Annotated in this window: 20 protein-coding genes and 1 pseudogene; 10 read left to right on the top strand and 11 right to left on the bottom strand. The window is 39.7% G+C overall.

Annotation, left to right across the window (positions count from 1 at the left end; translation table 11 throughout):
- Positions 1-147: 147 nt before the first annotated feature.
- Complete coding sequence (locus ADS77_RS05180) at positions 148-675, bottom strand: GNAT family N-acetyltransferase (protein WP_054453271.1); 528 nt, start codon at positions 673-675, stop codon at positions 148-150.
- Between the two features lie 558 nt (positions 676-1,233).
- Between ADS77_RS05180 and yghU the strand changes: the two genes are divergently transcribed.
- Complete coding sequence (gene yghU / locus ADS77_RS05175) at positions 1,234-2,073, top strand: glutathione-dependent disulfide-bond oxidoreductase (RefSeq protein ID WP_054205084.1); 840 nt, start codon at positions 1,234-1,236, stop codon at positions 2,071-2,073.
- Positions 2,074-2,716: 643 nt separating this feature from the next.
- Entirely contained in the window at positions 2,717-4,099 is a 1,383-nt protein-coding gene (locus ADS77_RS05170) for an FG-GAP repeat domain-containing protein (protein WP_054453269.1), read from the top strand.
- A gap of 349 nt (positions 4,100-4,448) precedes the next feature.
- Here the strand turns inward: ADS77_RS05170 and ADS77_RS05165 are convergent, their stop codons facing one another.
- The 8 genes and pseudogenes from ADS77_RS05165 to ADS77_RS05130 all read right to left on the bottom strand — a co-directional run bounded on the left by ADS77_RS05165 (position 4,449) and on the right by ADS77_RS05130 (position 11,681).
- Entirely contained in the window at positions 4,449-7,082 is a 2,634-nt protein-coding gene (locus ADS77_RS05165) for a TonB-dependent receptor plug domain-containing protein (RefSeq protein ID WP_054453267.1), read from the bottom strand.
- 143 nt (positions 7,083-7,225) lie between these two features.
- Positions 7,226-7,681 (bottom strand): hypothetical protein, encoded by a 456-nt coding sequence (locus ADS77_RS05160; RefSeq protein ID WP_054453265.1) that lies wholly within the window; start codon positions 7,679-7,681, stop codon positions 7,226-7,228.
- Between the two features lie 2 nt (positions 7,682-7,683).
- Positions 7,684-7,974: an EF-hand domain-containing protein gene (locus tag ADS77_RS05155; protein WP_054453263.1), complete on the bottom strand. Its 291-nt coding sequence runs from the start codon at positions 7,972-7,974 to the stop codon at positions 7,684-7,686.
- 110 nt (positions 7,975-8,084) lie between these two features.
- Positions 8,085-8,756 carry a response regulator gene (locus ADS77_RS05150; RefSeq protein WP_054453261.1) on the bottom strand — a complete coding sequence of 224 codons (672 nt, stop codon included), beginning with the start codon at positions 8,754-8,756 and terminating at the stop codon, positions 8,085-8,087.
- Between the two features lie 16 nt (positions 8,757-8,772).
- The gene (locus ADS77_RS05145; protein WP_054453259.1) at positions 8,773-10,248 is read right to left on the bottom strand and encodes an ATP-binding protein; all 1,476 of its coding nucleotides are present in this window, start codon (positions 10,246-10,248) and stop codon (positions 8,773-8,775) included.
- Between the two features lie 243 nt (positions 10,249-10,491).
- A pseudogene (locus tag ADS77_RS05140) lies at positions 10,492-10,717 on the bottom strand (hypothetical protein); the annotation flags it as partial.
- A gap of 13 nt (positions 10,718-10,730) precedes the next feature.
- The gene (locus ADS77_RS05135) at positions 10,731-10,931 is read right to left on the bottom strand and encodes a hypothetical protein (RefSeq protein ID WP_054453255.1); all 201 of its coding nucleotides are present in this window, start codon (positions 10,929-10,931) and stop codon (positions 10,731-10,733) included.
- A 138-nt stretch (positions 10,932-11,069) separates the two neighbouring features.
- Positions 11,070-11,681 (bottom strand): flavin reductase family protein, encoded by a 612-nt coding sequence (locus tag ADS77_RS05130; RefSeq protein ID WP_054205197.1) that lies wholly within the window; start codon positions 11,679-11,681, stop codon positions 11,070-11,072.
- 106 nt (positions 11,682-11,787) lie between these two features.
- Here ADS77_RS05130 and ADS77_RS05125 point away from each other — a divergent pair, with 106 nt between their 5' ends.
- From ADS77_RS05125 to ADS77_RS21540, 3 genes are read left to right on the top strand one after another with little or no spacing between them, the layout of a single operon-like run.
- The gene (locus tag ADS77_RS05125) at positions 11,788-13,107 is read left to right on the top strand and encodes a DASH family cryptochrome (protein ID WP_054453348.1); all 1,320 of its coding nucleotides are present in this window, start codon (positions 11,788-11,790) and stop codon (positions 13,105-13,107) included.
- 2 nt (positions 13,108-13,109) lie between these two features.
- Positions 13,110-14,636 (top strand): cryptochrome/deoxyribodipyrimidine photo-lyase family protein, encoded by a 1,527-nt coding sequence (locus ADS77_RS05120; RefSeq protein WP_054453253.1) that lies wholly within the window; start codon positions 13,110-13,112, stop codon positions 14,634-14,636.
- Positions 14,626-14,769: a DUF2256 domain-containing protein gene (locus ADS77_RS21540; RefSeq protein ID WP_082355605.1), complete on the top strand. Its 144-nt coding sequence runs from the start codon at positions 14,626-14,628 to the stop codon at positions 14,767-14,769. Before ADS77_RS05120 ends, ADS77_RS21540 begins: the two co-directional genes overlap by 11 nt.
- Positions 14,770-14,779: 10 nt before the next feature.
- Here ADS77_RS21540 and ADS77_RS05115 read toward each other — a convergent pair whose 3' ends face one another.
- Positions 14,780-15,340: a TetR/AcrR family transcriptional regulator gene (locus ADS77_RS05115; protein ID WP_064435694.1), complete on the bottom strand. Its 561-nt coding sequence runs from the start codon at positions 15,338-15,340 to the stop codon at positions 14,780-14,782.
- A 100-nt stretch (positions 15,341-15,440) separates the two neighbouring features.
- Here ADS77_RS05115 and ADS77_RS05110 point away from each other — a divergent pair, with 100 nt between their 5' ends.
- The 3 genes from ADS77_RS05110 (at position 15,441) to ADS77_RS05100 (ending at position 17,912) form a co-directional block, all read left to right on the top strand.
- A complete protein-coding gene (locus ADS77_RS05110; protein ID WP_235575717.1) occupies positions 15,441-16,508 on the top strand; it encodes a DUF418 domain-containing protein in 1,068 nt (355 codons plus the stop codon).
- A 96-nt stretch (positions 16,509-16,604) separates the two neighbouring features.
- Positions 16,605-17,600, top strand: coding sequence for a YHYH protein (locus ADS77_RS05105; protein ID WP_054205074.1), 996 nt, complete (start codon positions 16,605-16,607; stop codon positions 17,598-17,600).
- A 12-nt stretch (positions 17,601-17,612) separates the two neighbouring features.
- Positions 17,613-17,912, top strand: coding sequence for a hypothetical protein (locus ADS77_RS05100; protein WP_054453249.1), 300 nt, complete (start codon positions 17,613-17,615; stop codon positions 17,910-17,912).
- Between the two features lie 20 nt (positions 17,913-17,932).
- Here the strand turns inward: ADS77_RS05100 and ADS77_RS22950 are convergent, their stop codons facing one another.
- Positions 17,933-18,247 carry a helix-turn-helix domain-containing protein gene (locus ADS77_RS22950; RefSeq protein ID WP_054205072.1) on the bottom strand — a complete coding sequence of 105 codons (315 nt, stop codon included), beginning with the start codon at positions 18,245-18,247 and terminating at the stop codon, positions 17,933-17,935.
- Positions 18,248-19,226: 979 nt separating this feature from the next.
- Here ADS77_RS22950 and ADS77_RS05085 point away from each other — a divergent pair.
- Both ADS77_RS05085 and ADS77_RS05080 read left to right on the top strand, forming a co-directional pair.
- On the top strand, positions 19,227-19,919 hold the full coding sequence (locus ADS77_RS05085; protein WP_235575710.1) for a hypothetical protein: 693 nt from the start codon (positions 19,227-19,229) through the stop codon (positions 19,917-19,919).
- A 229-nt stretch (positions 19,920-20,148) separates the two neighbouring features.
- Positions 20,149-22,428 (top strand): TonB-dependent siderophore receptor, encoded by a 2,280-nt coding sequence (locus ADS77_RS05080; protein WP_235575708.1) that lies wholly within the window; start codon positions 20,149-20,151, stop codon positions 22,426-22,428.
- The last annotated feature ends 86 nt before the right edge of the window (positions 22,429-22,514 follow it).

Below are 22,514 nucleotides of genomic sequence, written 5' to 3'. Positions count from 1 at the left end.
AATTTTACCAACGTTAATTCCCTTTAAGTTTAACTCTAATTCATTGTTAACAATCTATCTTTTGCAGGTATTCAATGCAATTAAAAATCCCTATACAATCACATTATTGCAAGCAAAACCTAGCAATATAAGAATACTAATCGATTGTTATAAATCAGATTTACATAATCCGTAAATATAGTCATCAACATATTCCCCCTTGATTATAACGTTTTGTTTTAAACAACCTTCGCGAATAAAACCGTTTTTTTCTAATAGCTTATACGAATTAGAATTACCAACTGAACAGGTAGCCACTAATTTATTGAGGCCTAGCTCGAGTAAAGCAAAGTGTTTAATTAAGTTTAATGCCTCGCTAGCAAACCCCCTTCCCTGAGCACTTGGTTTGATCATAAAACCGACCTCTGCAATACGTGCTTCATGACTCGTAATTTTAAGGCCAATATTACCAAGCTTTTCACCCGTGGTTACTTCGGTGATACCAAGCGATAACCAGCCATCACTGTCCATAGTCCAAGGGCGTGATTTGGCAATAAATGCATCGTTAGCTTGTTCAAAAGTACATGGGTCATACACATGTTCCATCATCGCTGATGACATTGATATTTCAATAAATAAATCTAAATCAGACTCATCCAACGGTGATAGTTTTATTCTTGCCCCAGCTATGTGCATGCAGCGTCCTTCGGCTTTACTTTTATTGGTACCAAACCATAGCCGAGTTCCTATTATGGTTCAATTGTTTAGTGTAAGTCATGGGTGCCTCTGATTTCATGTTTTTATAGGGGGATGTTTTTATAAAAGCACATAGAGTGAGTTTTGCTATCTTTTTAAAAGTAAAATACTAGGGCGTGTTGACCTTTGTGGATTGAAATTTGTTCGATCTAGGAAGAACCCTTTGGGCAGCGCATGTTTGGCATTTATACTGCGTTATCGCCTATTTATGGGGAACAACCACACACCATAGGCGCTGCCTTGCCTAAATACCAAACATACTGCTGCAAAATCAATCACGAAAGGTCAACACGCCCTAGCAACAAAATAACTTAAACTCGGAACTTTAATTGGCATCTATACCCACACTAAGCGCATAACCGTGCTTATTAAATATACTGTTATTTTTGAGTGTTGAAATTCAATCTTACTTCCTTTGTTGGTTATGATCATCTACAGTGGGTTGTTCGTAATGTTCTTTATACCCTAATTTGTACAACCCATGTTTAAGGAGTTTTTATGAGTAACAGCGAAGACTATACACCACCCACAGTATGGCAATGGGATGCTGACAATGGCGGCGAGTGGGCTAAAACCAATCGCCCTATTGCTGGAGCAACCCACCAACAAGAGCTACCCGTAGGTGAGCACCCTCTACAGCTGTATTCTCTAGCAACCCCTAATGGTCAAAAAGTTACCATTATGCTCGAAGAGTTATTAGAGCTTGGTTTAACTGATGCAGAGTACGATGCGTTTTTAATTAAAATTGGCGAAGGTGACCAGTTTGGTTCTGGGTTTGTAAGTGTGAACCCTAATTCAAAAATTCCTGCTCTTATGGATCACACCACAACTCCTAGCACACGCGTGTTTGAGTCTGGGGCTATTTTGCAGTATTTGGCTGAAAAGTTTGATGCACTCGTGCCGAGCGATCACACCAGTAAAGCTGAATGTCGTAATTGGCTATTTTGGCAAATGGGATCTGCGCCCTACTTAGGCGGTGGTTTTGGCCACTTTTACGCGTACGCACCGCATAAAATGCAATACCCTATTGACCGTTTTACTATGGAAGTTAAGCGCCAGTTAGATGTGTTAAATCGCCATTTAAGCGATCACGATTATATGGCTGGTAGCGAGTATTCTATTGCCGATATTGCGATTTGGCCTTGGTATGGCTCTTTGGTATTGGGCAATTTATATGACGCTGCTGAATTTTTAGATGTTGAGTCATACACACATGTAATGCGCTGGGCTAAACAAATTGAACGCCGCCCAGCAGTTAAACGTGGCCGCCGAGTTAACCGTGTATGGGGGCCCGATGAGGAGCAACTCGCACAGCGCCATAGTAAAGATGACTTTTAGTAGAGTGTAGCTAATACCCATACAATGCGCTTGAGCTCAATAAGCCACGCGCATTTACGCTATATACCCAAACCACCTCAAGATGCAGTTTCAGTTGGAGTTAAAAGCAATTTAGGCAAGGCATTGATTGCAAATAATGGTTGTTCCCTTGTTAAAATCATTCCCTTATAAAAGTAACGCAGTATAAATCGCTTTTAAACCAACCCCTTGGGCGTTTCACAGGCGCTTACTCTCATCGTTGTTACTTCTTAAAAGGGACTGCCATTGTTGCAAAGTAACGCCTTGATATTAAACACCTGTGAAACGCTGAAGTCTGCATATTGAGGTGGCTTGGGTATACCCTAAACAGTGTGCGCATCAATTGATGCGTTTTTTACTTGTATCATCAGTATTACCCGCCCTAAAAACACACCGCTAAATAATCCATAAAGCGCACTAATTGTAGCCATAAACGACATGCTATTGGTGATCGGTACACCATGAGGTTAATGCGCTTTGAGTTACTAACATTTATAAGCAAAGATAAATTAACATCTTCAAACAATTACTTACAAAACATTTGTTGTACCAAACCGTGCTTTTGTTAGCATTTAAGGCCAAAGCTTAAACACAATAATTACAATACGTTTACAAGGAATTGAAAATGCTTAAAACAACGGCTACTTTAACACTACTCGCCTTTAGCCCATTATTACTTGCAAGCCAGCAGCTTGTGATTAAAACCACAGAACAATTAATAACGACTGACTCTTCAGTGCTTTTTGCCTACAACTCAGAACAGAATCAATTAGCCAAAATTGATATTGAAAACACTAAAAACTATGCGCTAACAGTACCCGATAACGCGCTTGGTTTTGACGTTGCAAAACTTGCGAATACACCGCACCCGCAAGCACTTATTTTAACTGCCGATGGCGTATATATTAGCCAAAAAGAACACAGCACATTGTTATTCAAATATACCTCAGTTTTAAATCGATTAACCAGTGATAAGCTTAATAAGGTTAGCTTTGTTGTTGATGTAAATCTTGATGGCCTGAGTGATATTTTACTGCCCGATATTGAAACCAGTACGGTTTACATTCAAGATCAGCTTGGTAAATTTACCCCTCATACCTTTAAAAAAGAGTCCTTGTTTAATGGTCAGTTTAACGACAACCATTTAACTCTTGATATTGATATAAGCACCGCCCCTACAACGATTGATATAAACCGCGATGGCTATGTTGATTTAGTGTTTAAAAACGCACAAAGTGCCCGTGTTTTATTTGCCACAGAGCAAGGCTTTGCAAGTAAGGTTACGCCACTGACATTACCAGTAAGCATTGGTAAAATGGATGACGGCAGCAAAGTAACAATCAATCATTTTGCTGATATAAATCACGACAGCTATTTAGACTTTATTATTGCCCAAATGCCTAAAACGAAAGGCATGGATGCGCTTGATGCGACAGTCACTCGTAGCCTTTATTTAGGCCAAGCGGATGGTAGCTTTAGCAACCCTATAAGCTTACCGAACACCAGCGCCATGGGTGAGTTAATATTTGAACATGATTTAGATAACGATGGTTTAATTGACTTACAGCGGTTAGATGTTGATTTTGGCTTTGGGACCATTGCCTCGATGGCTATGGGCGGCGGTGATACCGACGTAGATATTGATTTCTCATTTTTTAAACAGTTAAATACAGGTAACTTTTCAGAGAAACCAAACGCAGACTTCGAAGTTGAAGCCCCGCTTTCTATGTCAAATTCAGGCCCTGTAGAGCCTCTTAAATTAGCCGATATAAACGGCGACGGGTACATTGATGCGGTTTATAGATACAATAAAAAAACCTTAGGCATTTATTACGGTGAGCAAAACAACTTGTTTGCTTCAAAACGTAAAAAAATCAAACACGCGTTACCAACACACCCAAGGGATATTTTATTGGTTGATTTAAATAACGACTCTAAACACGATTTTGTATTTAAATTTACTGAAGAAGATGGCACCAGTAAAATAACCACTCTGATAAGTAAGTAGCTTATATACCCAAATCACCTCAAGATTCAGAATTCAGCGTTTCAAAGGGGCTTAATATCAAGGCGTTACTTTGTAAGAATGGCCGTCCCTTTTAAGAAGTAACAACGCAGAGAGTAAGTACCTGTGAAATGCCCTGCGGGTTGGTTTAAAAGCGATTTATACTGCGTTACTTTTATAAGAGATTGATTTATAAAAAGGGAATAACCATTCTCTGCAATGCCTTGCCTAAATCGCTTTTAACGCCAACTGAAACTGCATCTTGAGGTGGCTTGGGTATAGATATACAGCAAAGTGCATAAACGCACTTTGCTGTAACGTGAACTTAAATTACACGCATCACTAAATTGCTTTAAAAGTTAATATTTAACTTAATGTAGCCTCTTCTACCAAGTAAATCATACGTCATCACATCTGTATTAGCGTCGTTCCATGAGGTTAAAAAGGGAGCTTTTTTATCAAAGATGTTGTCTATACCCATGCTGATAGATGTATCTTGAGTTATAAAATAACGCCCTTGAACATCACTGTAGGTAACACTTTCAACCGCGCGGCCAATTGGACCACCGCCATTTACATCACGCGCACCACCAATGTAACGCATAGCATAATGTGCTGACCACGCATCCGCTTTTACAGTGATCCCTAAATTAGCGCGCCATTTTGTATAACTGCCTTGGTCTTCAGTAATGTAGCCTAACAGGCTTTGCGTTGCTTGCCCTGCAAAAGGCGTGTTTTCATGCTTGAGTAACCGCGTGGCATCTAACTCAAACTGGCTGCTTAAACCAAAAATATCAGCGGTGTAACGTGTATTAAAATCAACCCCACTAACCGTTTCAAACGCAGCATTGACTGGGCGCTGACTCAATGAATTTATTTGCCCCGTTACGGCGTGGCGTGTAAAAGTATTACAGTAAGCGCTGTAAAGCGCTGGGTTGGTGTAACACAACTTCAAGGTGTCAGAGCCATTAACCGAGGTAATAGCGTCTTTTACGTCTATATCAAAGTAATCGAGTGTAGTCGATAACCCGTCAATAAAGTGCGGCTGCCAAACTAGACCTAGTGTAAGTGTGTCTGCCGATTCAGGTTTTACATCTGGGTTTCCACCGACTGAAGTTCGTACCGTTGTGCCATCTTGTGCAAAATCAGTAGGGAGCCCGGCGGCTAAACAATTAACCGCAATTGCGCCAGTTGCGTTTTCACAGGGATCGATAGTTCGAAGGTTCTCCGCATTTGTGCCACCAAATAACTCGGTTATCACCGGCGTTCTAAATGCTGTTGATTTAACACCACGAAGCATTAAGTCATCCGTAATTTGCCATGTAAGCCCGAGCTTATAAGTCAGTTTATTGCCAAAGGTACTGTAGTCTGAGTAGCGTGTTGCTAAGTTTGCTTCAAGGCTTTCAAACAATGGGATGGCAAGCTCAATAAAAGCTTCATTTACATCATAGTCACCATTAATACTGTCTTCTCCACCATTGGCAAGAACCGTTGAATCAGGATTTCGCCAGCCGCTTTCTTCACGCCTTTCAAGCCCAGCGGCAAAGGCCAATGTACCTGCGGGTAACTCAGTGATGTCACCCGATAAGTTAAATGCCAATGATTTTAATTGGTTGCCACCATTGCCTTCACGGCGATACTTTACGTAATCAATCACTTCATTACTTAATTCACCAACACCAAACCAGTCGCCACACGGAATGGCAGCACCAGGAGTATAACTGCATACTGTATCATCTAGCGTTTGTGCGACCTTGGCTTTATCTTGATCAAACGTCCAGCCGTCAGTGCCAGTGTTACGTCCATAGTTATAAGCAACTTCCCACTGCCAATCATTTGCTAATGTGCCATCAAACCCAATAACAATACGCGCTGTGTTTGTTTCTTGAAAAAAATACGGCGCACCAAGCTCTACATTACGCCTACGAGTTAGCTCTAAGTCTTGCCCTGTTGGGTTATAAGCAAACTCTTTAGAGACCTTAATACCGCTAATACTGCGTGGTGTCACTATTTGCTCTGATTGGCGATTACTGTATTGCGCTTCTGTAAAAAAGTTTATGTTACTTGTCAGTTGGTAATTGAGGTTAGTCGATAGGTTAATACGTTGGCTTGGGTTTACTGCATTTAAATAAGGGATCCATGTAAAACCGTGTTTTGCTATATCATACGCTTCAAAACTATTACCATCGCCTTGCGGGTCTTGATTAAATTGCACACTGCGACCATCAGCCAGTAGTGCTCGCCCACCAGCGGTTGTTGCACTGCCAAAACAATTTAATTGGCTACTGCCATCTGCATTTACTTTCTCATTTTTAGCGCAATCTATACGGTCTGACTGCCTTACTGCCTCGGTATTTATATAGCTCGCACTAAAAACAAAATGGCCGCGATCAAACTCACCGCCTACATTAAAGCTAATTTCTTGGCTTTGCCCGTCACCTTCATCCCCAGCGCCTAACTTTGCAGTAAATTCAGCACCATCTAATTGCGTTTTAGTGATGATATTAACCACACCGGCAACAGCGTCAGCGCCATAAATGGCAGATGCGCCATCTTTTAGTACTTCTACGCGTTCAATAATTGAGGTTGGGATCATATTTAAATCAACCGCACTATTGGCTCCCGTACCACCGTTTACAATTCGTCGCCCATTTAATAATACTAGCGTGCGTTTAATCCCCATACCGCGCAAGTTTACCTGTGCCGATCCATATCCTCCACTTGTCCAATAGGCATTGGTCGCATTACCCGCAACGCCCGCTGAAAACGACATGCGTTGCAATAAATCTTCAACATTTACAATGCCTGTTTGAGCAATTTGTGTTGCGTCAATCACGGTTACAGGACTGGCTGTTTCAAAATCAGTGCGTTTGATGTGTGAGCCGGTCACATTAATGCGCTCAATATTATCGGTCATTTCATTTGCTAAAGTATGCGATGTGGCTAATGCGGTAGCGATGGCACAAAAGGCCATAGGGTTATTCATGTGTACTGCCTATTAAAAATTTTATTATTAAAAATAGGAGCTTATGATATAGACTTTGCTGTTTTTGAAAATGCGACAAATTGTCGCACTATAGGAACAAGCAACCCGTTATTTGCCCGTAATTAACTGGTTACTAATTGGTATTATACTTTTACACTCAGCAATGAATCACTTTGACTTAAACCGAACTTTTCTTGCACGGACGCTAAAATTGATTCTTTATCGTCATCATTAAGTTGATCTGAATAATTTGCGAGCAATTCATCTAAATAGCTAACCACTTCGTCAGTGTTAACTTGTTCAAAGCCTCCTTGTGGCGCAGGCCCCGGTGGTCGCCCTCCTTCTGGGCGACCCATTTCACCAACTAGAGCCGCATCAAAACCGGCTTCGGCCATCAACGACTCCATTTCTTTGCCTGGCTGAATACCTGCATCCTTAAACGTCGCAACTATCGTCTGTGCATCTTCAGCGGTTAACTTTTCAGGATCAAATCCAGATAAAGTGTCATTCACCAATTGAGTTTGCTCACTCGAAAGTGATTGAGCCTTTGGACGTTGCATAGGCTCAAAATTAGTACTTGAAGAAATATTACTGATCATAATTAATCTCCTTTACGCTGACGCTGAGGGGGTTTATGATTTTTAAATTCTTGTTTTGAAATTTCACCATTTTTATCAGCGTCAATTTCATCAAAAATCATTTGAATATCATCCGCACCCGGAGGGCGTTTTTGAGCACTAAACTCATTAAAGTCAACACCACCACTGCCATCACTATCAATGGTTGAGAAATCAGGACGAGGTGGTGGCTTGCCCTCTTTTTTAGCGGCAACTTGCGCTGTAAAAGTGACACATAGAACAGTGAGTAATGCGATTGCACTTAACGATTTCATAATTCAACCTCTTGCATAGTAGGGTCAGTGAGTCTCTTTATAAGAACTCAAGTTAACGACATACAAGCGTATTATTAAAAAACGCAAACAATGTGCAACAAATAAGGAAGTTAGGGTTTTACAAAACGATAACCCACGCCGTAAACAGATTGAATAACACTATCATGCTTGCATACTTCATCGAGTTTTTTTCGTAACTTTTTAATATGGCTGTCAATGGTACGAAAACTCACAATACGCTGATCGGCATACATATTATTCATTAAACTTTCACGATTAAAAATACGGTTAGGTTTATCAAATAACGGTTTAAATAACTGAAACTCAACACTGGTCAGCGTTACTGTTCGCCCTTTGTATTGCACACTAAAAGTGTTTTCATCTAAAAGCATGTCGGTGATTTGCTGTGGCTTTACAAGCTCACTGCGCCTCAATAACGCTTTAACCCGCGCAACGACTTCCGCATAACTAAAGGGTTTGCATACATAATCATCCGCTCCCAGCTCTAAACCCAATAGACGGTCTATTTCTTCCACTTTGGCTGACACCATCATTATGGGCACTGACGAGCACTGTCTAATTGCTTTACATAATTCAATACCACTGATGCCTGGTAGCATCACATCAAGCAAAATAACACTGGGGTGGTTGTCTTTAAGCCAAGGAAGAACATCATTACCATGATGAATTTGATGAGTCTCAAAATGTTGACTAAGTAAAAAATCACTCATTAAATTAGCGAGCTTCACTTCGTCTTCTACAATTAATATTTGGGGGGGCATTGGGACGGTCACTAATTTATGTCTCCACGGGTAAGCTAATAATAATACCTAAACCGCCTAACGGCGAATTGATAGCTGTGATCTCACCTTGATGAGACTGCACAATGTGCTGACATAGCGATAAACCTAAACCAGAACCTCCTTGTTGACGGTTGCGAGCATCATCTACGCGGTATAAGTATTCAAATAAATGGCTAAGATGCTGATCGTCAACACCAACCCCATTGTCTGTTATTTTTATCTCAACGTAATCTTGATTTAAGCGCTGCGTCATTTGCACTGTTAGCTGAATAGCTGAGCACTGTGCGTAGTGTACTGCATTCATTAAAATATTATCAAAAAGCTGCATTAAGCGTGTTTTGTCTGCCAATAATGTTATTTTATGGCTATGAATTTTTATTACAAATTCGATATTATGTTGATTAAAAATAACAACGTACTTTTGCTCAACTGAACGAAATAGTTCATCCATTAATAATGGCTGCATATTAAAATGCATACCACCGAGCTCTGCACTATTGAGCATATGCAAATCATCTATTAATCTTTTTAGGTGCAATGCTTCATCGTTGGCTGAACTAATATTCTTTACGGTTAGCGGCCTCACTCCTAATAGCATTGCTTCAAGTTCACCCATTAAAATGGTGATTGGCGTACGTAATTCATGTGAAGTGTTTGCCAGCCAACGTTTACGGGCTTCTTCGTTGCGTGCCAAAGTAAGTGCTAACGTATTGTAATCTTCACTTAACTGGCCTAATTCATCATGGCGATCCAGCTCTAATTTATACTGATAGTCCCCCTGACTAAGGTGATGCATTCCTTGTGCAATTTGCTTTACTGGGCCTACTAAATGACGTGCTAATAAAAAGGTAATTAATAGCGTAAATAATAGTGCTGCCAATGCGATTAGCCATAGGTAAGTAGTTTGCTGCTCTAAAAAGTCGAGTTCGTAGCCATCTATCAGTCCTTTTCGCTTAGAAACAGCAATGAAACCAACCACTGTATCAGCGTCGTAGATTGAAATATTTCGATACGTTAAATCTGCTTTATATAACCCTGCAATGACCTGTTTATTATTATCCAGTAACGCATAGTGCGCTTCATGACCGGGTGGTAATCGTAGTTCACCGGCAAAAGAAGGATCCATAGGTGGGCGATGCTCCCCACGAGGTTTTGGCATAAACCCAGGCCGCTGAGAGGCTTTATTGATCTGATCTGGTGTTCTTGAAGGCAAAAACTGACTTTCTTTTAATTGCTTTCTGATCAAGTGAAAAAAGCGGTGATTTTCCCCTTCAAAGTTTTTCCATGATGATGTTTTTTGGTATTCACGCGCTAGTTGACTAGCCAATGGCTGCAATGCTTTAACTTCTTTAGCGTTGACATAATCAACCATGCCTTGGCCAATACTCCACTGCATAACTAAAACTAATCCGGTAATTAAAATAAAGCTAAAACTAAATAAAATTAAAAATAACTTATTATGTATTTTCATCAATATCGCTTATTAAAAAGGAAGGTGTCCGTACCTTTTAGGAAATAAAATGCTTACTGACTTGGCGTTAATACGCTATGAATAGGAAAAATTTCAAATTTGTAAGTCACTAACTCTTTAGTTTGGTCATTAATATACAAGGTGGCCAGAATTTTTTTATCTTGCACAGCCCAATATACCCATGATTATTTAGTGTCACTGAAATAGCATTGACCCCTGCATACACCACGTAACTGGGCACTTTGAATGTACTGAGCCATCATGATTTAACATATCGGCTAAACAACTGGTATAAAAGTGATGATGGTATTCGCCATTTGCTGCACGCCCGCCACATATATCAACATCGTATTGCTCTGCGATAGGTGTAGCGTATATCATACATTTTGGCCATAACTCATGCATCGCCACAGTTAAAAATACTGGTGCCATTGACCATTAAACCAACTGCGCCTAAACCTGTTTCACACACGCTTTCATTTCTACATCTGTAACTTGAGGTCATTGTTTTTCAGCTTCAAACTTTTTTTAAATTCAATACTTACGAATTCACGAAGCACCCTTTCATCAGCGTCCTCTTCAAATAAATCAGAAATAATCCCTTGAATTTCATCTGGCGTATCAAAACCGCCCCAAACATGAGTCTTAATAGTATCTAATATATATTGATTCACTTCATTCATGTTATTTCCCTTTAACAAAATAAATACAGGCGTAGTTATTGATAATTTGTTAGAACGCTAATCTTTATACTTGAATTCAAGAACTAATAACGTCTTCTCAAAGCTCACTTTCAACTTTTTAAGATGATAGATTACACTTTATATACTCGGCCGATTTAATTCAAATATACTCTGCGTTGTGGCAAAATAATCTCCGCCTAATTTACCAACGGCATTCAAAGCTATAGGGTTGATATAACCGTCAGTTAATACACGCTCATCAATGTAAATTCCCACAATGTCTAATAGCATCATTTGTCCGCCGCTGGGCTCTTTTGAAATAGAGATTACTTCACGTAGCGTACACTCATAACGTACTTTGGCAGCTTTTACACTTAATGGCTGCACATATTTACTAGTCTCTGAGGTAATACCAGCCGCTTCAAATTCACTCACATTTGTTGGGTAATTTGCGCAACTTTGATTCATTTTTTCAACAAGTTTATGGCTAACAATATTCACCACACATTGCTTAGTGGCTAATAGATTACTTAGGGTGTCTTTATTACTTTTATCACTGGGGTTTACTTGTGTCACACTTAACACTGGCGGGTTAACACTGGCGACGGTAAAAAATGAATATGGTGCAATATTGTCAACTCCAGTTTCACTTACCGTACTTATCCACGCAATCGGCCGTGGCGTGATCCCGCCAACCAGCTTACTGTAAACACTTTTTTGCTCTAATGGATCAGTTAAATCAAAATACACCATCACCTCTTTAAAAATTAAATTTAACGTACTAATAAACGTGTTTTTACTTTGTTACGTATTGAACTCAAAGTAAATAAAAATGACTGTATTGGCACATTATTTTATGACACATTCTTTATATTGGTTTACCCATGATTTGCGGCTCAACGACAATCAGCTATTAAAATTAGCCTGCGAGCAAAAGACACCATTGAGTTTTGTGTACTGCGTTGACCCTAAATGGTTCAAAACCACCCGCTTTTCCAGCCAAACTATGGGCAAATACAGGTGGCAATTTTTAGTGAGCGCTTTGCGTGATTTAGACGCCCAACTTAAAAGCTATGGGCAGCATTTAGTGGTTTATCATCAACCGGCTTATGAGGTTATTAGTCATTACTACCATCATCACAATGTGCGAACGCTTTATTGTAGTGAGCAAATTGGTTTTAATGAACGACAGTCACTATCTGCTATTGGTAACACATTTGATGACCTAAAAATAAACCAAGCAAATACTTTTACTTTATATGATGAACATCAACTGCCATTTTCAGGTAATGACCTCCCCGCAACATTTAGCAAATTTCGTAAAATAATAGAACATCACGAACCACAAATTCTTGCGCCAATTAATACCCCAACGTATTTGCCGCCGCCACTCATTGCCCCAATGCCATGGCCTAAGACATTACCAGAGATAAAAAAGTGGGCTGTATCTTCACAATTTATTGGCGGTGAGCAAGCTGCTATGGAGCACTTAAACCACTATTTTACTGGGGATGCTGCATCGAATTACAAGCAAACCCGTAATGCACTTGATGGGGTAGAAAATTCGACTAAATTTTCGCTATGGTTAGCTAATGGCAATCTATCTGTACGCCAAATTATTGCTGCGTTACACGATTACGAACAAAAACATGGCGCCAACGACTCCACCTATTGGATTTTCTTTGAGCTACTTTGGCGTGAATATTTTCAGCTTTACAGCGTGTGCTACGGTAAAAAACTATTTTCATTTAAAGGCATTGGCAGCAAAAAACCGTTAACTAGCTTTTATTCACAACGGTTTAAACAATGGTGTCTAGGCACCACGCCCTACCCTATTGTCAATGCGTGCATGAAACAGCTTAACCAAACGGGTTATATGTCTAACCGAGGTCGCCAGTTGGTAGCAAGTTGCCTTGTGCATGAGCTTAATCTAGATTGGCGTTTTGGGGCCGCTTACTTTGAACAGCAACTAATTGATTATGATGTAGCGGCAAATTGGGGCAACTGGCAGTACTTAGCTGGGGTTGGCGCAGACCCACGTGCTGGGCGTCATTTTAATTTAGCTAAACAAACGCAAATGTACGACCCTCACAATACCTTTATTAATCATTGGCGAGGAAATAATGTACAAAGCTTAGATTCTTCAGATGCCGCCGACTGGCCACTAAGTAGTTAACAGTGCAAAATAAAATTAATATTGTGTGGTTTAAGCGTGACTTGCGTTTATCTGATCATCAGCCATTAAAAAGTGCCTTTGAAAGCTCGCTGCCTACATTATTGATCTATAACTTTGAACCATTATTACTTAATGACAGTCATTATAACGAGCGTCATTGGCGGTTTGTATATCAGTCAATTGCTGATATGAACCAGCAGCTAAAACGCTTCAATACCACTATTTACACCTTTAGCTGCGCAATGGAAAACTTACTTAACTCTTTAAATCAAGAGTTTGAAATTGTTAACCTATTTAGTCATCAAGAGATTGGCTTAAATAATACTTTTGAGCGCGATAAAGCAATAAAAGCATGGTGCAAGGATCACACTGTTCAATGGCTTGAAACCCCAACAGGCGCAGTAATTAGAGGGGCAACAAACCGCAACCAATGGAACGAGCAATGGCAGCAAACAATGCAAAGCACTATTGCAATCCCAAATTGGAAACGCGTTAACAGTGTAACCTTAAGTGGTTATGCCCCACCTTGTTTACCTAAAAACTACACTCACTCTGATGATAACTTTCAACTTGGCGGGCCAATGCAAGCACGCCAGGTTATGCAGAGCTTTTTTGAAGTCCGTGGTAAAGGCTATCAAAAAGGCATTTCAAGCCCGAGTTTAAGCCAAACTCATTGCTCGCGGCTCTCTCCTTACTTGGCATGGGGCAATATAAGCCTTAGGCAAGTATATCAAACGGCAATCGACACTTATCATTCTAAGCACCCAGACAAAAAAGGCTGGAAGCGTCCATTAGCTGCGTTTGTTTCGCGCTTACATTGGCACTGCCATTTCATGCAAAAGTTTGAAAGTGAATGCAGTATGGAGTTTGTAGCCCTTAACCCCGGTTATCATGTATTCCCTTATCGCGATGACAAACACGTAACAACCGACTTAGCGCGCTGGGCACAAGGGCAAACAGGTATTCCCATTATTGATGCTTGCATGCGCTGTTTAAAACACACAGGCTATATTAACTTTAGAATGCGAGCGATGCTGGTCAGTTTTGTTACACACCACTTAAACATTAGCTGGCAACAGGCAAGCTTGCCTTTAGCGAATTACTTTTTAGACTTTGAGCCCGGTATTCACTACCCGCAAATTCAAATGCAAGCCTCTGTGACAGGTATAAATACCATTCGCCATTACAATCCAATCAAGCAATCTGAAGATCAAGATCCAACCGGTGCGTTTATTAAAAAGTGGTGTCCAGAGCTTGAAAAACTCCCCATTGAGTACTTGCATGAACCTTGGATGCAAACGCCTATGGAAGCCTTATTTAACGATTTTAAAGTAGGTAAAGATTACCCAGAGCCCATGATAGATTTAACTAAGGCGTCTAAAGAAGCCCGTCTAAGGCTCTGGCAATACCGCGAACGAATTGACGTAAAACGCGCCATTCCCGGTATTTTAAAAAAGCACGTTAGTATCGCCCCAAAGATAAAAAACACAACCAAAAACAAAGATAAAAAAAATAGCAATGGCGCATAAAAAACTACATTTACCACAAAAAACTTGCCCTATTTGCAAACGTGATTTTACTTGGCGTAAAAAATGGCTGCGCGATTGGGATAACGTAACTTACTGCTCACAGCGATGTAAGCGCCATTTAGCTAAGTCTTAAATCTAAGCAATTAGCTACTTGCCCCTACTCCATTTAAGAACGTAGCATAAGCTAGGTTTGAAGCCGATTCAGGGCTGTGCTCACCGCTATGTATTGCTTGATAACCCACCCAAAGTAAGCCTTCAAATAAATGAAAAACCCATGACACTGAAAAATTATCACTAATTTTTTTGTGTTTAATCACTAAACTAATTAATTCACGCATTTCATCATTTTGCTGCTTAGAGCGGGCTTGAAAATCAGCATCATCTATCAACACTTGTTCCATTTTTGAAAGAAACGAAAACTCAGCAAATAAAGGCATTGTATTTTTTAGTATTAACCTAAGCGCATCAAGATGATCTTTCGCTTGGCGGTCAACATCTTTATTAACACTATCGAATCGCTCTAAACAATAAAATGCGATTGCCTTTTGGAGTATTTCTTTACTCTCAAAATGACGGTATACAGTTGCTCTACCAACGTTAGCGTGTTTAGCGATATCAACCAATGTGGCGTCAGCGTTTTGTAAAAACAACTTAAGCCCAGCTTGAATAATGAGCTGCTTTGAACGAGAAATACGCACATCCATTTTTGAGACACCATTGTATCATATATATTGTTACTGCTATGATACACAAGTGTATTAAAACTTAGCCTCAACTTCAATCAGGAGAACACTATTGAACCGCATGATCGCTATCGATATTGCTCGCGCACTTGCTATATTTGGCATGGTTATTGTGAATTTTAAAATTGCTATGAATGTACAGCCAGGCAATTCTCCCTTGTACCTTTTTTCTAGTTTATTTGAAGGTCGAGCATCTGCATTGTTTGTTATTTTAGCAGGCATAGGCATCACCTTTATGACACTCAAGGCGCGTCAATCTGGTTTATCTTCAGAAGTAACCAAATCAAAGTGGTCACTGATCAAGCGTGCTGTGTTACTCATGTTGATTGGCTTAGCCTATGTGCCCATTTGGGAAGCCGATATTCTCCATTTTTACGGTGTCTATTTTATTATTGCTGCCTGTATATTCACTCTAAGTAATAGAGTGCTATTATTGATAAGTGGCTTTTTTGTGTTAGCCTTTCCGCTGTTATTAATATGTTTTGATTACAGTTATGGCTGGGATTGGAATACGTTAACCTATCATGGTTTTTGGACTGTAGATGGTATGTTAAGGCATGTATTTTTTAATGGCTTTCATCCTGTTTTTCCATGGTGCGGTTTTTTGGTTTTTGGCATGTGGTTAGGTAGACAAGATTTACTTGATTCTCAATTTAGAAAGCAATTATTAATAGGCTCAATCGCTGTACTACTTATCACTGAGTTGCTTTTTTACGGCCTAAGGTTATTAACTAAAACACACGCTGAATTAGGAATAGATTTAGAACTGAGCAGCTTTTTATTAAGTACGTCTATCATACCGCCTTTACCTCAATATATGCTCAGCGCGACAAGCTCATCGGTTATCGTGTTAGTAGGTTGTTTTTATTTTACTGATACATTTCAAACAAACAAATTAAGCCATTGGTTAAAACAAACCGGGCAAATATCGTTAACACTCTATGTGGCGCACGTACTTGTTGGCATGGGGGTTTTAGAATCATTGGGACTATTAAATAATCAAACAATTGGTATGGCGTTATTCTCAGCCCTATTGTTTTGCCTGTTTAGCATCATTTTTAGTGTTTGCTGGTTAAATAAATTTAAAGCCGGACCGCTTGAGTGGGTATTTAAAAAACTCATCAGGTAAGCGTAATTCTCAACTATAAAAAAACTAATTAATTTACACACTCTTTGCACATTCTCTTTATATGCTAATTTAAACCCTTAGCTTAGAGATACTACAATGAGTAAAAAATTATTTAAAACAAAGTCTGCAATTACAATACTTTTAACTTTACTCGTCACTGGTTGCGGTAGTTCAGAAGATAGTACAACCGCAACGACAGACTCCGGCTCAGACACAACAACGAATACTAATTCAGACATTGTTGTAGAAGTTAATCCACTAAACTTTACAAGCGGGGCACTAGATTCAGAAGTAGCAACCCAAACATGTACCCTGACCAATAACGAAGAAGCACAGTGCTATGAAATTCAAATAGCTGGCGCGCCTGCTAGCCATGAAATTGGTATTTTTTGCCCTAGATATACGACTTCAAATGCAGATGAAGCTGGTATTTGGTTTGACGGCGATGGGCAAGTTTATGATTTAACTGGTGAGTTTATTACCAATCTAGATACTCATTACAACGACAGTAACTGGAAGTTGTATAACGAAAGCACCGGTAAAGTTAACGTCACCACGACAGAAGCCTCGTGCGCAGGAGCCGCAAGGCCTGATGTTGAAGAGCAATATCAAAATCACTGTGTGGAGTGTGCTATTGACTATGTTGATGGTGGAATTAGTCAAACCGTACTCATCCCGATTACACCTGTAAAGGCAAGTAGTCCTATTTCAATTGGCCGTGATAATATAGGTATTTCATTAAATGGAGTTGCACTTGCACCACCTGCACCTGTAGATGCCATTTTAGGCGCTTACACAATCGCTGCGTTTGATGACTGTGCAGGCCATATCAACTTAGTCGAAGGCTATCATTATCATGGTGCTGCTGGTTGCAGTGAAACACTAGAACAATCAAACGGTCATGCTGGCATGTTAGGTTATGCGTTAGACGGATATGGTATTTTTGGTATGGTTGATAGCCAAGGAAATGAAGACAATGACCTTGATTCATGTCGTGGCCACTACGATGAAACTAGGGGCTATCATTATCATTCAGCAAGCATTGCTGAAAACATGTTTATTGGTTGTTACAGCGGCGAAATAGCAAGGTAATAGGAGTTTATGATGAAAACACATTTAAAATTAGTCACGGTATTATTTTCCTCAACCATTGCTCTTTTTTATACTGCAAGCAGCCTTGCTCATGCTGCTCACGGAACGAATCAACCATGGCATGCCTGTGAGGAAAAAAAACTTAATCAAAGTTGCCAATATGAGTTAGTAAATAAACTCTATATTGGCAGCTGCCAAGCAGCAAATAAAGTATTAATGTGTGTGCGAAACCAACCCATTATTGATATAAAAAACCAGCACAAAACTCAACAAAGCGCAGGCACTAATGAGCATGCTAAAAAGAAAGAGTAAAAGTAAAACTGAGTTAGACTCTATTTACGCCATAGATTTTTAGACCTGTAGGCTGTAGGCGTTACGCTCATGTGCGCCTTAAACACTTTATTAAAATAACAAGCACTTTTAAAGCCTGATAAACTAGATACACAATCAATACTTAATCGTGTAGTCGCTAATAAGTGCCGTGACTTCTCTAACCTTAGTAAATTAACCTGAGCACTAAAACTGCTACCCAAATATGTTTTAAATAAGCGCTTTAAAGTTGCATTACTGACGTTTGCCTGTTTTGCTGTTTTTGTTAAGTTCGGTACGTTTTTAATATTTTCAGATATATACCCAAGCCACCTCAAGATGCAGGATTCAGCGTTTCACAGGGGCTTAATATCAAGGCGTTACTTTGCAAGAATGGCCATCCCTTTTAAGAAGTAACAACGATGAGAGTAAGTGCCTGTGAAACGCCCAAGGGGTTGGTTTAAAAGCGATTTATACTGCGTTATTGATTTTAACAATAGAACCACTATTACTTGCAATCAATGCCTTGCCTAAATCGCTTTTAATTCCAACTGAAACTCGCATCTTGAGGTGGTTTGGGTATATAACTCAGCGCATGTGTCAGCCTAGGATCTAACTGATGTCCATTTTTGTAACCACTTTCTGTACTAGGTAAGTTTTGCAAACCTTTCAGTAGGGTTATTAATTTTGCTAACTTATCGAGTGGATGTTTCGCAGCTGCTAGCAAAAACAAAGCGTTGATCATTGGATGGTTTTTTTCAACAAAAAATGTATGGCTTTCATTGATAATAAAGAGAGTATATTCAGTTAGAATAACATACCCTGTTAGCGAGTTTGAAAAATCTCGCACTTAGCTTAAGTAGCAAGTAACTCTTATATTGAGCCTCGTCACAGGGGCTTTATAGTAAACTTTGCAAGTCAAATCAATACCCACATTTTACATCTGTTATTTTACTAATGTAATTGATTCACTCAGCACTCTTTATTTTAGTGATAACAAATAAGGTTAATAACATGCTCGCTGTGAAAATCAGCCCTTAAAATCAGTAAATCTTTGTTATCAATTCTAAAAATACGTTAATATTAGAAAAACTCACTCTGGCTGTTGCCAAAATTAAACCTGTTGTTTACTCATTAATGAGATCAAAACAAAACTAACTCTAAATAATCAGGTTGCAAATTTTTAAGGGATACTATGAATTGTACTAGTAGGTATACCCAAGCCACCTAAAAATCCAGATCCAGTTGGAATTATACGCAACTTAGGCAAGGCATTGATTGCAGATAATAGTGGTTCTATTGTTAAAATCAATAACGATGTATAAGTTGCGTATAAACCAATCCTTTGGACGTTCCTCAGGAACTTACTCTCTACGTTGCTCCTTTTTAAAAGGGAATGCCATTACTGCAAAGGCACGCCTTGACATTAAGCCCCTGAGAAACGCTGGACCCTGTATTTTTAGGTGGCTTGGGTATAAGGGCTTACTAAAGCCAAGTTTTATTGAAGGTCAGTTTCGCTCGCACACATGCACGCATTGTAATGGCCACTGGATCTTAATCGAAGATTTTGCGGCTTGGAAAGAGCGTAACCCAACCTTTGAATTTGCTGATAACATCTCATTTGAAGCAGAAACATCAGACACAAAAAAAGCCCTAATTTGCCCTGTGTCGGGTGTGATCATGCGTAAATTTCGTATTTCATCATCAAGCGACCACCGGATAGATTACAGCGCACCTGTTGGCGGTATCTGGTTAGATGCCGGTGAGTGGGAGTTACTAAAAGAAGAAGGCCTAGCCGGCACATTAAATGCCGTAGTCACGCAGCAATGGCAAAACCAAATTCGCGAGCAAAGTACCAAGCAAAATTTTAGTGATATATACGCTGATAAATTTGGCACTGACACTTACGCAAAAGTAAAAGACCTAAGAGAGTGGCTTAATGCACAACCACAAAAAGCAGATTTAAGAGCCTACCTAATGGCCGAAGATCCATATTCTGCTGAAAAATAACCTCCTACATTAAAAAATTTTCTACGGCTAAATTTGATTTATTAGAAAAACTAAATTTAGCCGTTAGTATCAATATCATTTGTGATCAACTATTACGACTAGGAAAAAGTACAACCTCGCTATTGCCCCACATCTGCAGATTTAGTAAACCTCAATTGGGTACTTGAAAAACCCCACAACTTTAGTGATAATGATTTTCATTAACAACAATCACAATTAAGGACGAATTGTGCACGCTCATAAAACATACCATTTAACTCGTAAATTTAAACTTTCTACTTGTGCGCTAATGATTTGCGCATCATTCCATTCGATTTCAAAACAAAATACTGATACTAATCAATACATTAATGACTACGCTGAAGCCACAGACACTAAACGTGTTCAAGAACTTGAACATATATATGTTACTGGCACTAGTATTAACGATTACTCAGAATCAGCTAATAAAGCCGCCTTAAAAATGATTCTTTCACAGCGAGAAACGCCACAAGCCGTTACAGTTATCACTAATCAGATGATGCAAGATTGGCAAACCATCAATATAGACGAAATTTTAGAGCATGCGACGGGGTTTTATGCGCGACGCTCATCTAGTTTAGATAGACCTCGCTTTTCTGTGCGTGGTGGTAACGTTAACTTGATCCAAGTTGACGGTGTTCAGCAGTTCCCTGGTGGCCGCAGACCCAACGTAAATGGCGATTCTGCTGCATATGAACGCGTTGAAATTGTACGTGGTGCAAATGGCTTGTTAACCGGAGCGGGTGATCCTACTGCGACTGTTAACCTTGTTCGTAAGCGAGCCACTAATACAGACTTTCAAGCAAGTGTTGGTCTTTCAGCTGGCAGCTGGGATAATTACCGTGGTGAGATTGATATTTCAGGTTCATTAGTCGAGGACGGTACTATTCGTGCTCGGTTTGTGGCTGCACATTATGATAAAAACTCTTACATTGAACGCTATGGGCAACAAAAAACCTCAATTTACACTACTTTAGAAGCCGATCTAACAGATTACACCCTACTTCGCTTAGGCGTAGAATATACTGATACCGCATCAAAAGGAGCTATAAACTCACACTCCCAACCCTACCTTTTCGCTGATGGCAGCCGCTATAATGGTAAACGTTCAGATACAGGCATGACCGCAAAATGGAGTGGCTGGCCGCTTGAAGAGCACACCTATTTTATTGGCCTTGATCACGCTTTTGAGAATGATTGGCAATTAAATGCTATTGCGACTTACAACACCATAGAGATGCAAGGCGGCAAACTATTTTTCGTTTACCCTGAAGGTTATATAAATCCAGATGGTAGTAGTGACTTAGGCTTTGGTTACAGCGCAGTGATAAGTAGCTCTGAAGATAAACAAACAACATTTGATGTTTCATTACAAGGCCCCGTAGAGTTATTTAATCGCACACACGAAATGATTTTTAGCTATAACCAATTTAGCCGCGACCGGACCTCTTTTGGCAAGCAGGCTGATCAAACCTCAATTTCCCTTGAAGGGCTCAATTTTCATGATTGGACTGGCGATGTACCGCATTACCCTTTTAAAGATTTAGCCAAACAAAGTGTTAATATCACCAAATCCAACGGTGGTTTTGCTGCCATACGTATAAATCCTCATGACCGTGTGAAAGTGATTTTGGGTGCGCGAATAAGTAACTGGGATTATCGCAATGATCGTTTTAACCCCTCAACTGGGGAGTTCCAAGGTATACGCTATCAAGAGAATGTAACGGATGAACTAACGCCCTATGCAGGGTTAATTATTGATATAAGCCAGCAGTACAGCATATACACTAGTTACACCGAAGCGTTTAGACCACAGGCCTACTTTGACGCTAATGACAAAATGCTTGACCCTAGCACTGGAGAAAGTTATGAAATTGGTATTAAAGGAGAGTTACTCAAAGATACCCTTAACGTTAGCGCAGCCATTTATGAAAATATCGAGAATGGTCTGGCAGAGCTTGATCCTAATTATTCCGAGAAATATCTTACTCCAAATGGAAATCGCCCTTATATACAAAGGGGAGAAGGTGATACGACCAAAGGGTTTGAAGTAGAATTTAGCGGCTCACTAAGCCAAGATTGGAATTTAAGTGCAGGTTACTCCCAACATAAAACTAAATCCAAAGAAGGTAAACAGCTTAAAACAGATGAGCCAAATAAATTACTAAATATTTATACCACATATGACTTTGATCGTTACCTAACTGGATTTACTGCTGGTTTTGGGGTTAATTGGCAAAATAGTTTTTATGCCACGCCACAAAGGCCATTAGCTAATGGCCAAAGTGAAGCATATAAAATTGAACAATCACCAGTGACACTTCTCAACTTTATGGCACGTTATGAGATTAATGATAAAACCAGTGTTTCCCTAAATATTAATAATTTATTAGACGAACACTATTTTAATAGTATTTCATCTTGGGATGGTTATGTTTTACACGGTGAGCCCGTGAGTTGGCAACTGAGCTTACGTCACGCTTGGTAACATAATTCTAAAACGCCAATGCCCTATTCAATATAACTTGATGCGCCTAAAGGAGGCGCATTTAGCTGTATATTTATCATCACCAA

It is taken from the genome of Pseudoalteromonas porphyrae (genome assembly GCF_001298125.1).
GTDB lineage: Bacteria > Pseudomonadota > Gammaproteobacteria > Enterobacterales > Alteromonadaceae > Pseudoalteromonas > Pseudoalteromonas neustonica.
Note: the sequence above shows the minus strand (reverse complement) of the source record. Positions and strands in the feature narration are given on the sequence as shown.

What these genes read in the sequence shown, in the direction of transcription:
- ADS77_RS05180 (WP_054453271.1), bottom strand. Translation starts at nt 675, where the DNA reads ATGCACATAGCTGGGGCAAGAATAAAACTATCACCGTTGGATGAGTCT.
- yghU (WP_054205084.1), top strand. Translation starts at nt 1,234, where the DNA reads ATGAGTAACAGCGAAGACTATACACCACCCACAGTATGGCAATGGGAT.
- ADS77_RS05170 (WP_054453269.1), top strand. Translation starts at nt 2,717, where the DNA reads ATGCTTAAAACAACGGCTACTTTAACACTACTCGCCTTTAGCCCATTA.
- ADS77_RS05165 (WP_054453267.1), bottom strand. Translation starts at nt 7,082, where the DNA reads ATGAATAACCCTATGGCCTTTTGTGCCATCGCTACCGCATTAGCCACA.
- ADS77_RS05160 (WP_054453265.1), bottom strand. Translation starts at nt 7,681, where the DNA reads ATGATCAGTAATATTTCTTCAAGTACTAATTTTGAGCCTATGCAACGT.
- ADS77_RS05155 (WP_054453263.1), bottom strand. Translation starts at nt 7,974, where the DNA reads ATGAAATCGTTAAGTGCAATCGCATTACTCACTGTTCTATGTGTCACT.
- ADS77_RS05150 (WP_054453261.1), bottom strand. Translation starts at nt 8,756, where the DNA reads ATGCCCCCCCAAATATTAATTGTAGAAGACGAAGTGAAGCTCGCTAAT.
- ADS77_RS05145 (WP_054453259.1), bottom strand. Translation starts at nt 10,248, where the DNA reads ATGAAAATACATAATAAGTTATTTTTAATTTTATTTAGTTTTAGCTTT.
- ADS77_RS05135 (WP_054453255.1), bottom strand. Translation starts at nt 10,931, where the DNA reads ATGAATGAAGTGAATCAATATATATTAGATACTATTAAGACTCATGTT.
- ADS77_RS05125 (WP_054453348.1), top strand. Translation starts at nt 11,788, where the DNA reads ATGACACATTCTTTATATTGGTTTACCCATGATTTGCGGCTCAACGAC.
- ADS77_RS21540 (WP_082355605.1), top strand. Translation starts at nt 14,626, where the DNA reads ATGGCGCATAAAAAACTACATTTACCACAAAAAACTTGCCCTATTTGC.
- ADS77_RS05115 (WP_064435694.1), bottom strand. Translation starts at nt 15,340, where the DNA reads ATGGATGTGCGTATTTCTCGTTCAAAGCAGCTCATTATTCAAGCTGGG.
- ADS77_RS05110 (WP_235575717.1), top strand. Translation starts at nt 15,441, where the DNA reads ATGATCGCTATCGATATTGCTCGCGCACTTGCTATATTTGGCATGGTT.
- ADS77_RS05105 (WP_054205074.1), top strand. Translation starts at nt 16,605, where the DNA reads ATGAGTAAAAAATTATTTAAAACAAAGTCTGCAATTACAATACTTTTA.
- ADS77_RS05100 (WP_054453249.1), top strand. Translation starts at nt 17,613, where the DNA reads ATGAAAACACATTTAAAATTAGTCACGGTATTATTTTCCTCAACCATT.
- ADS77_RS05085 (WP_235575710.1), top strand. Translation starts at nt 19,227, where the DNA reads ATGTATAAGTTGCGTATAAACCAATCCTTTGGACGTTCCTCAGGAACT.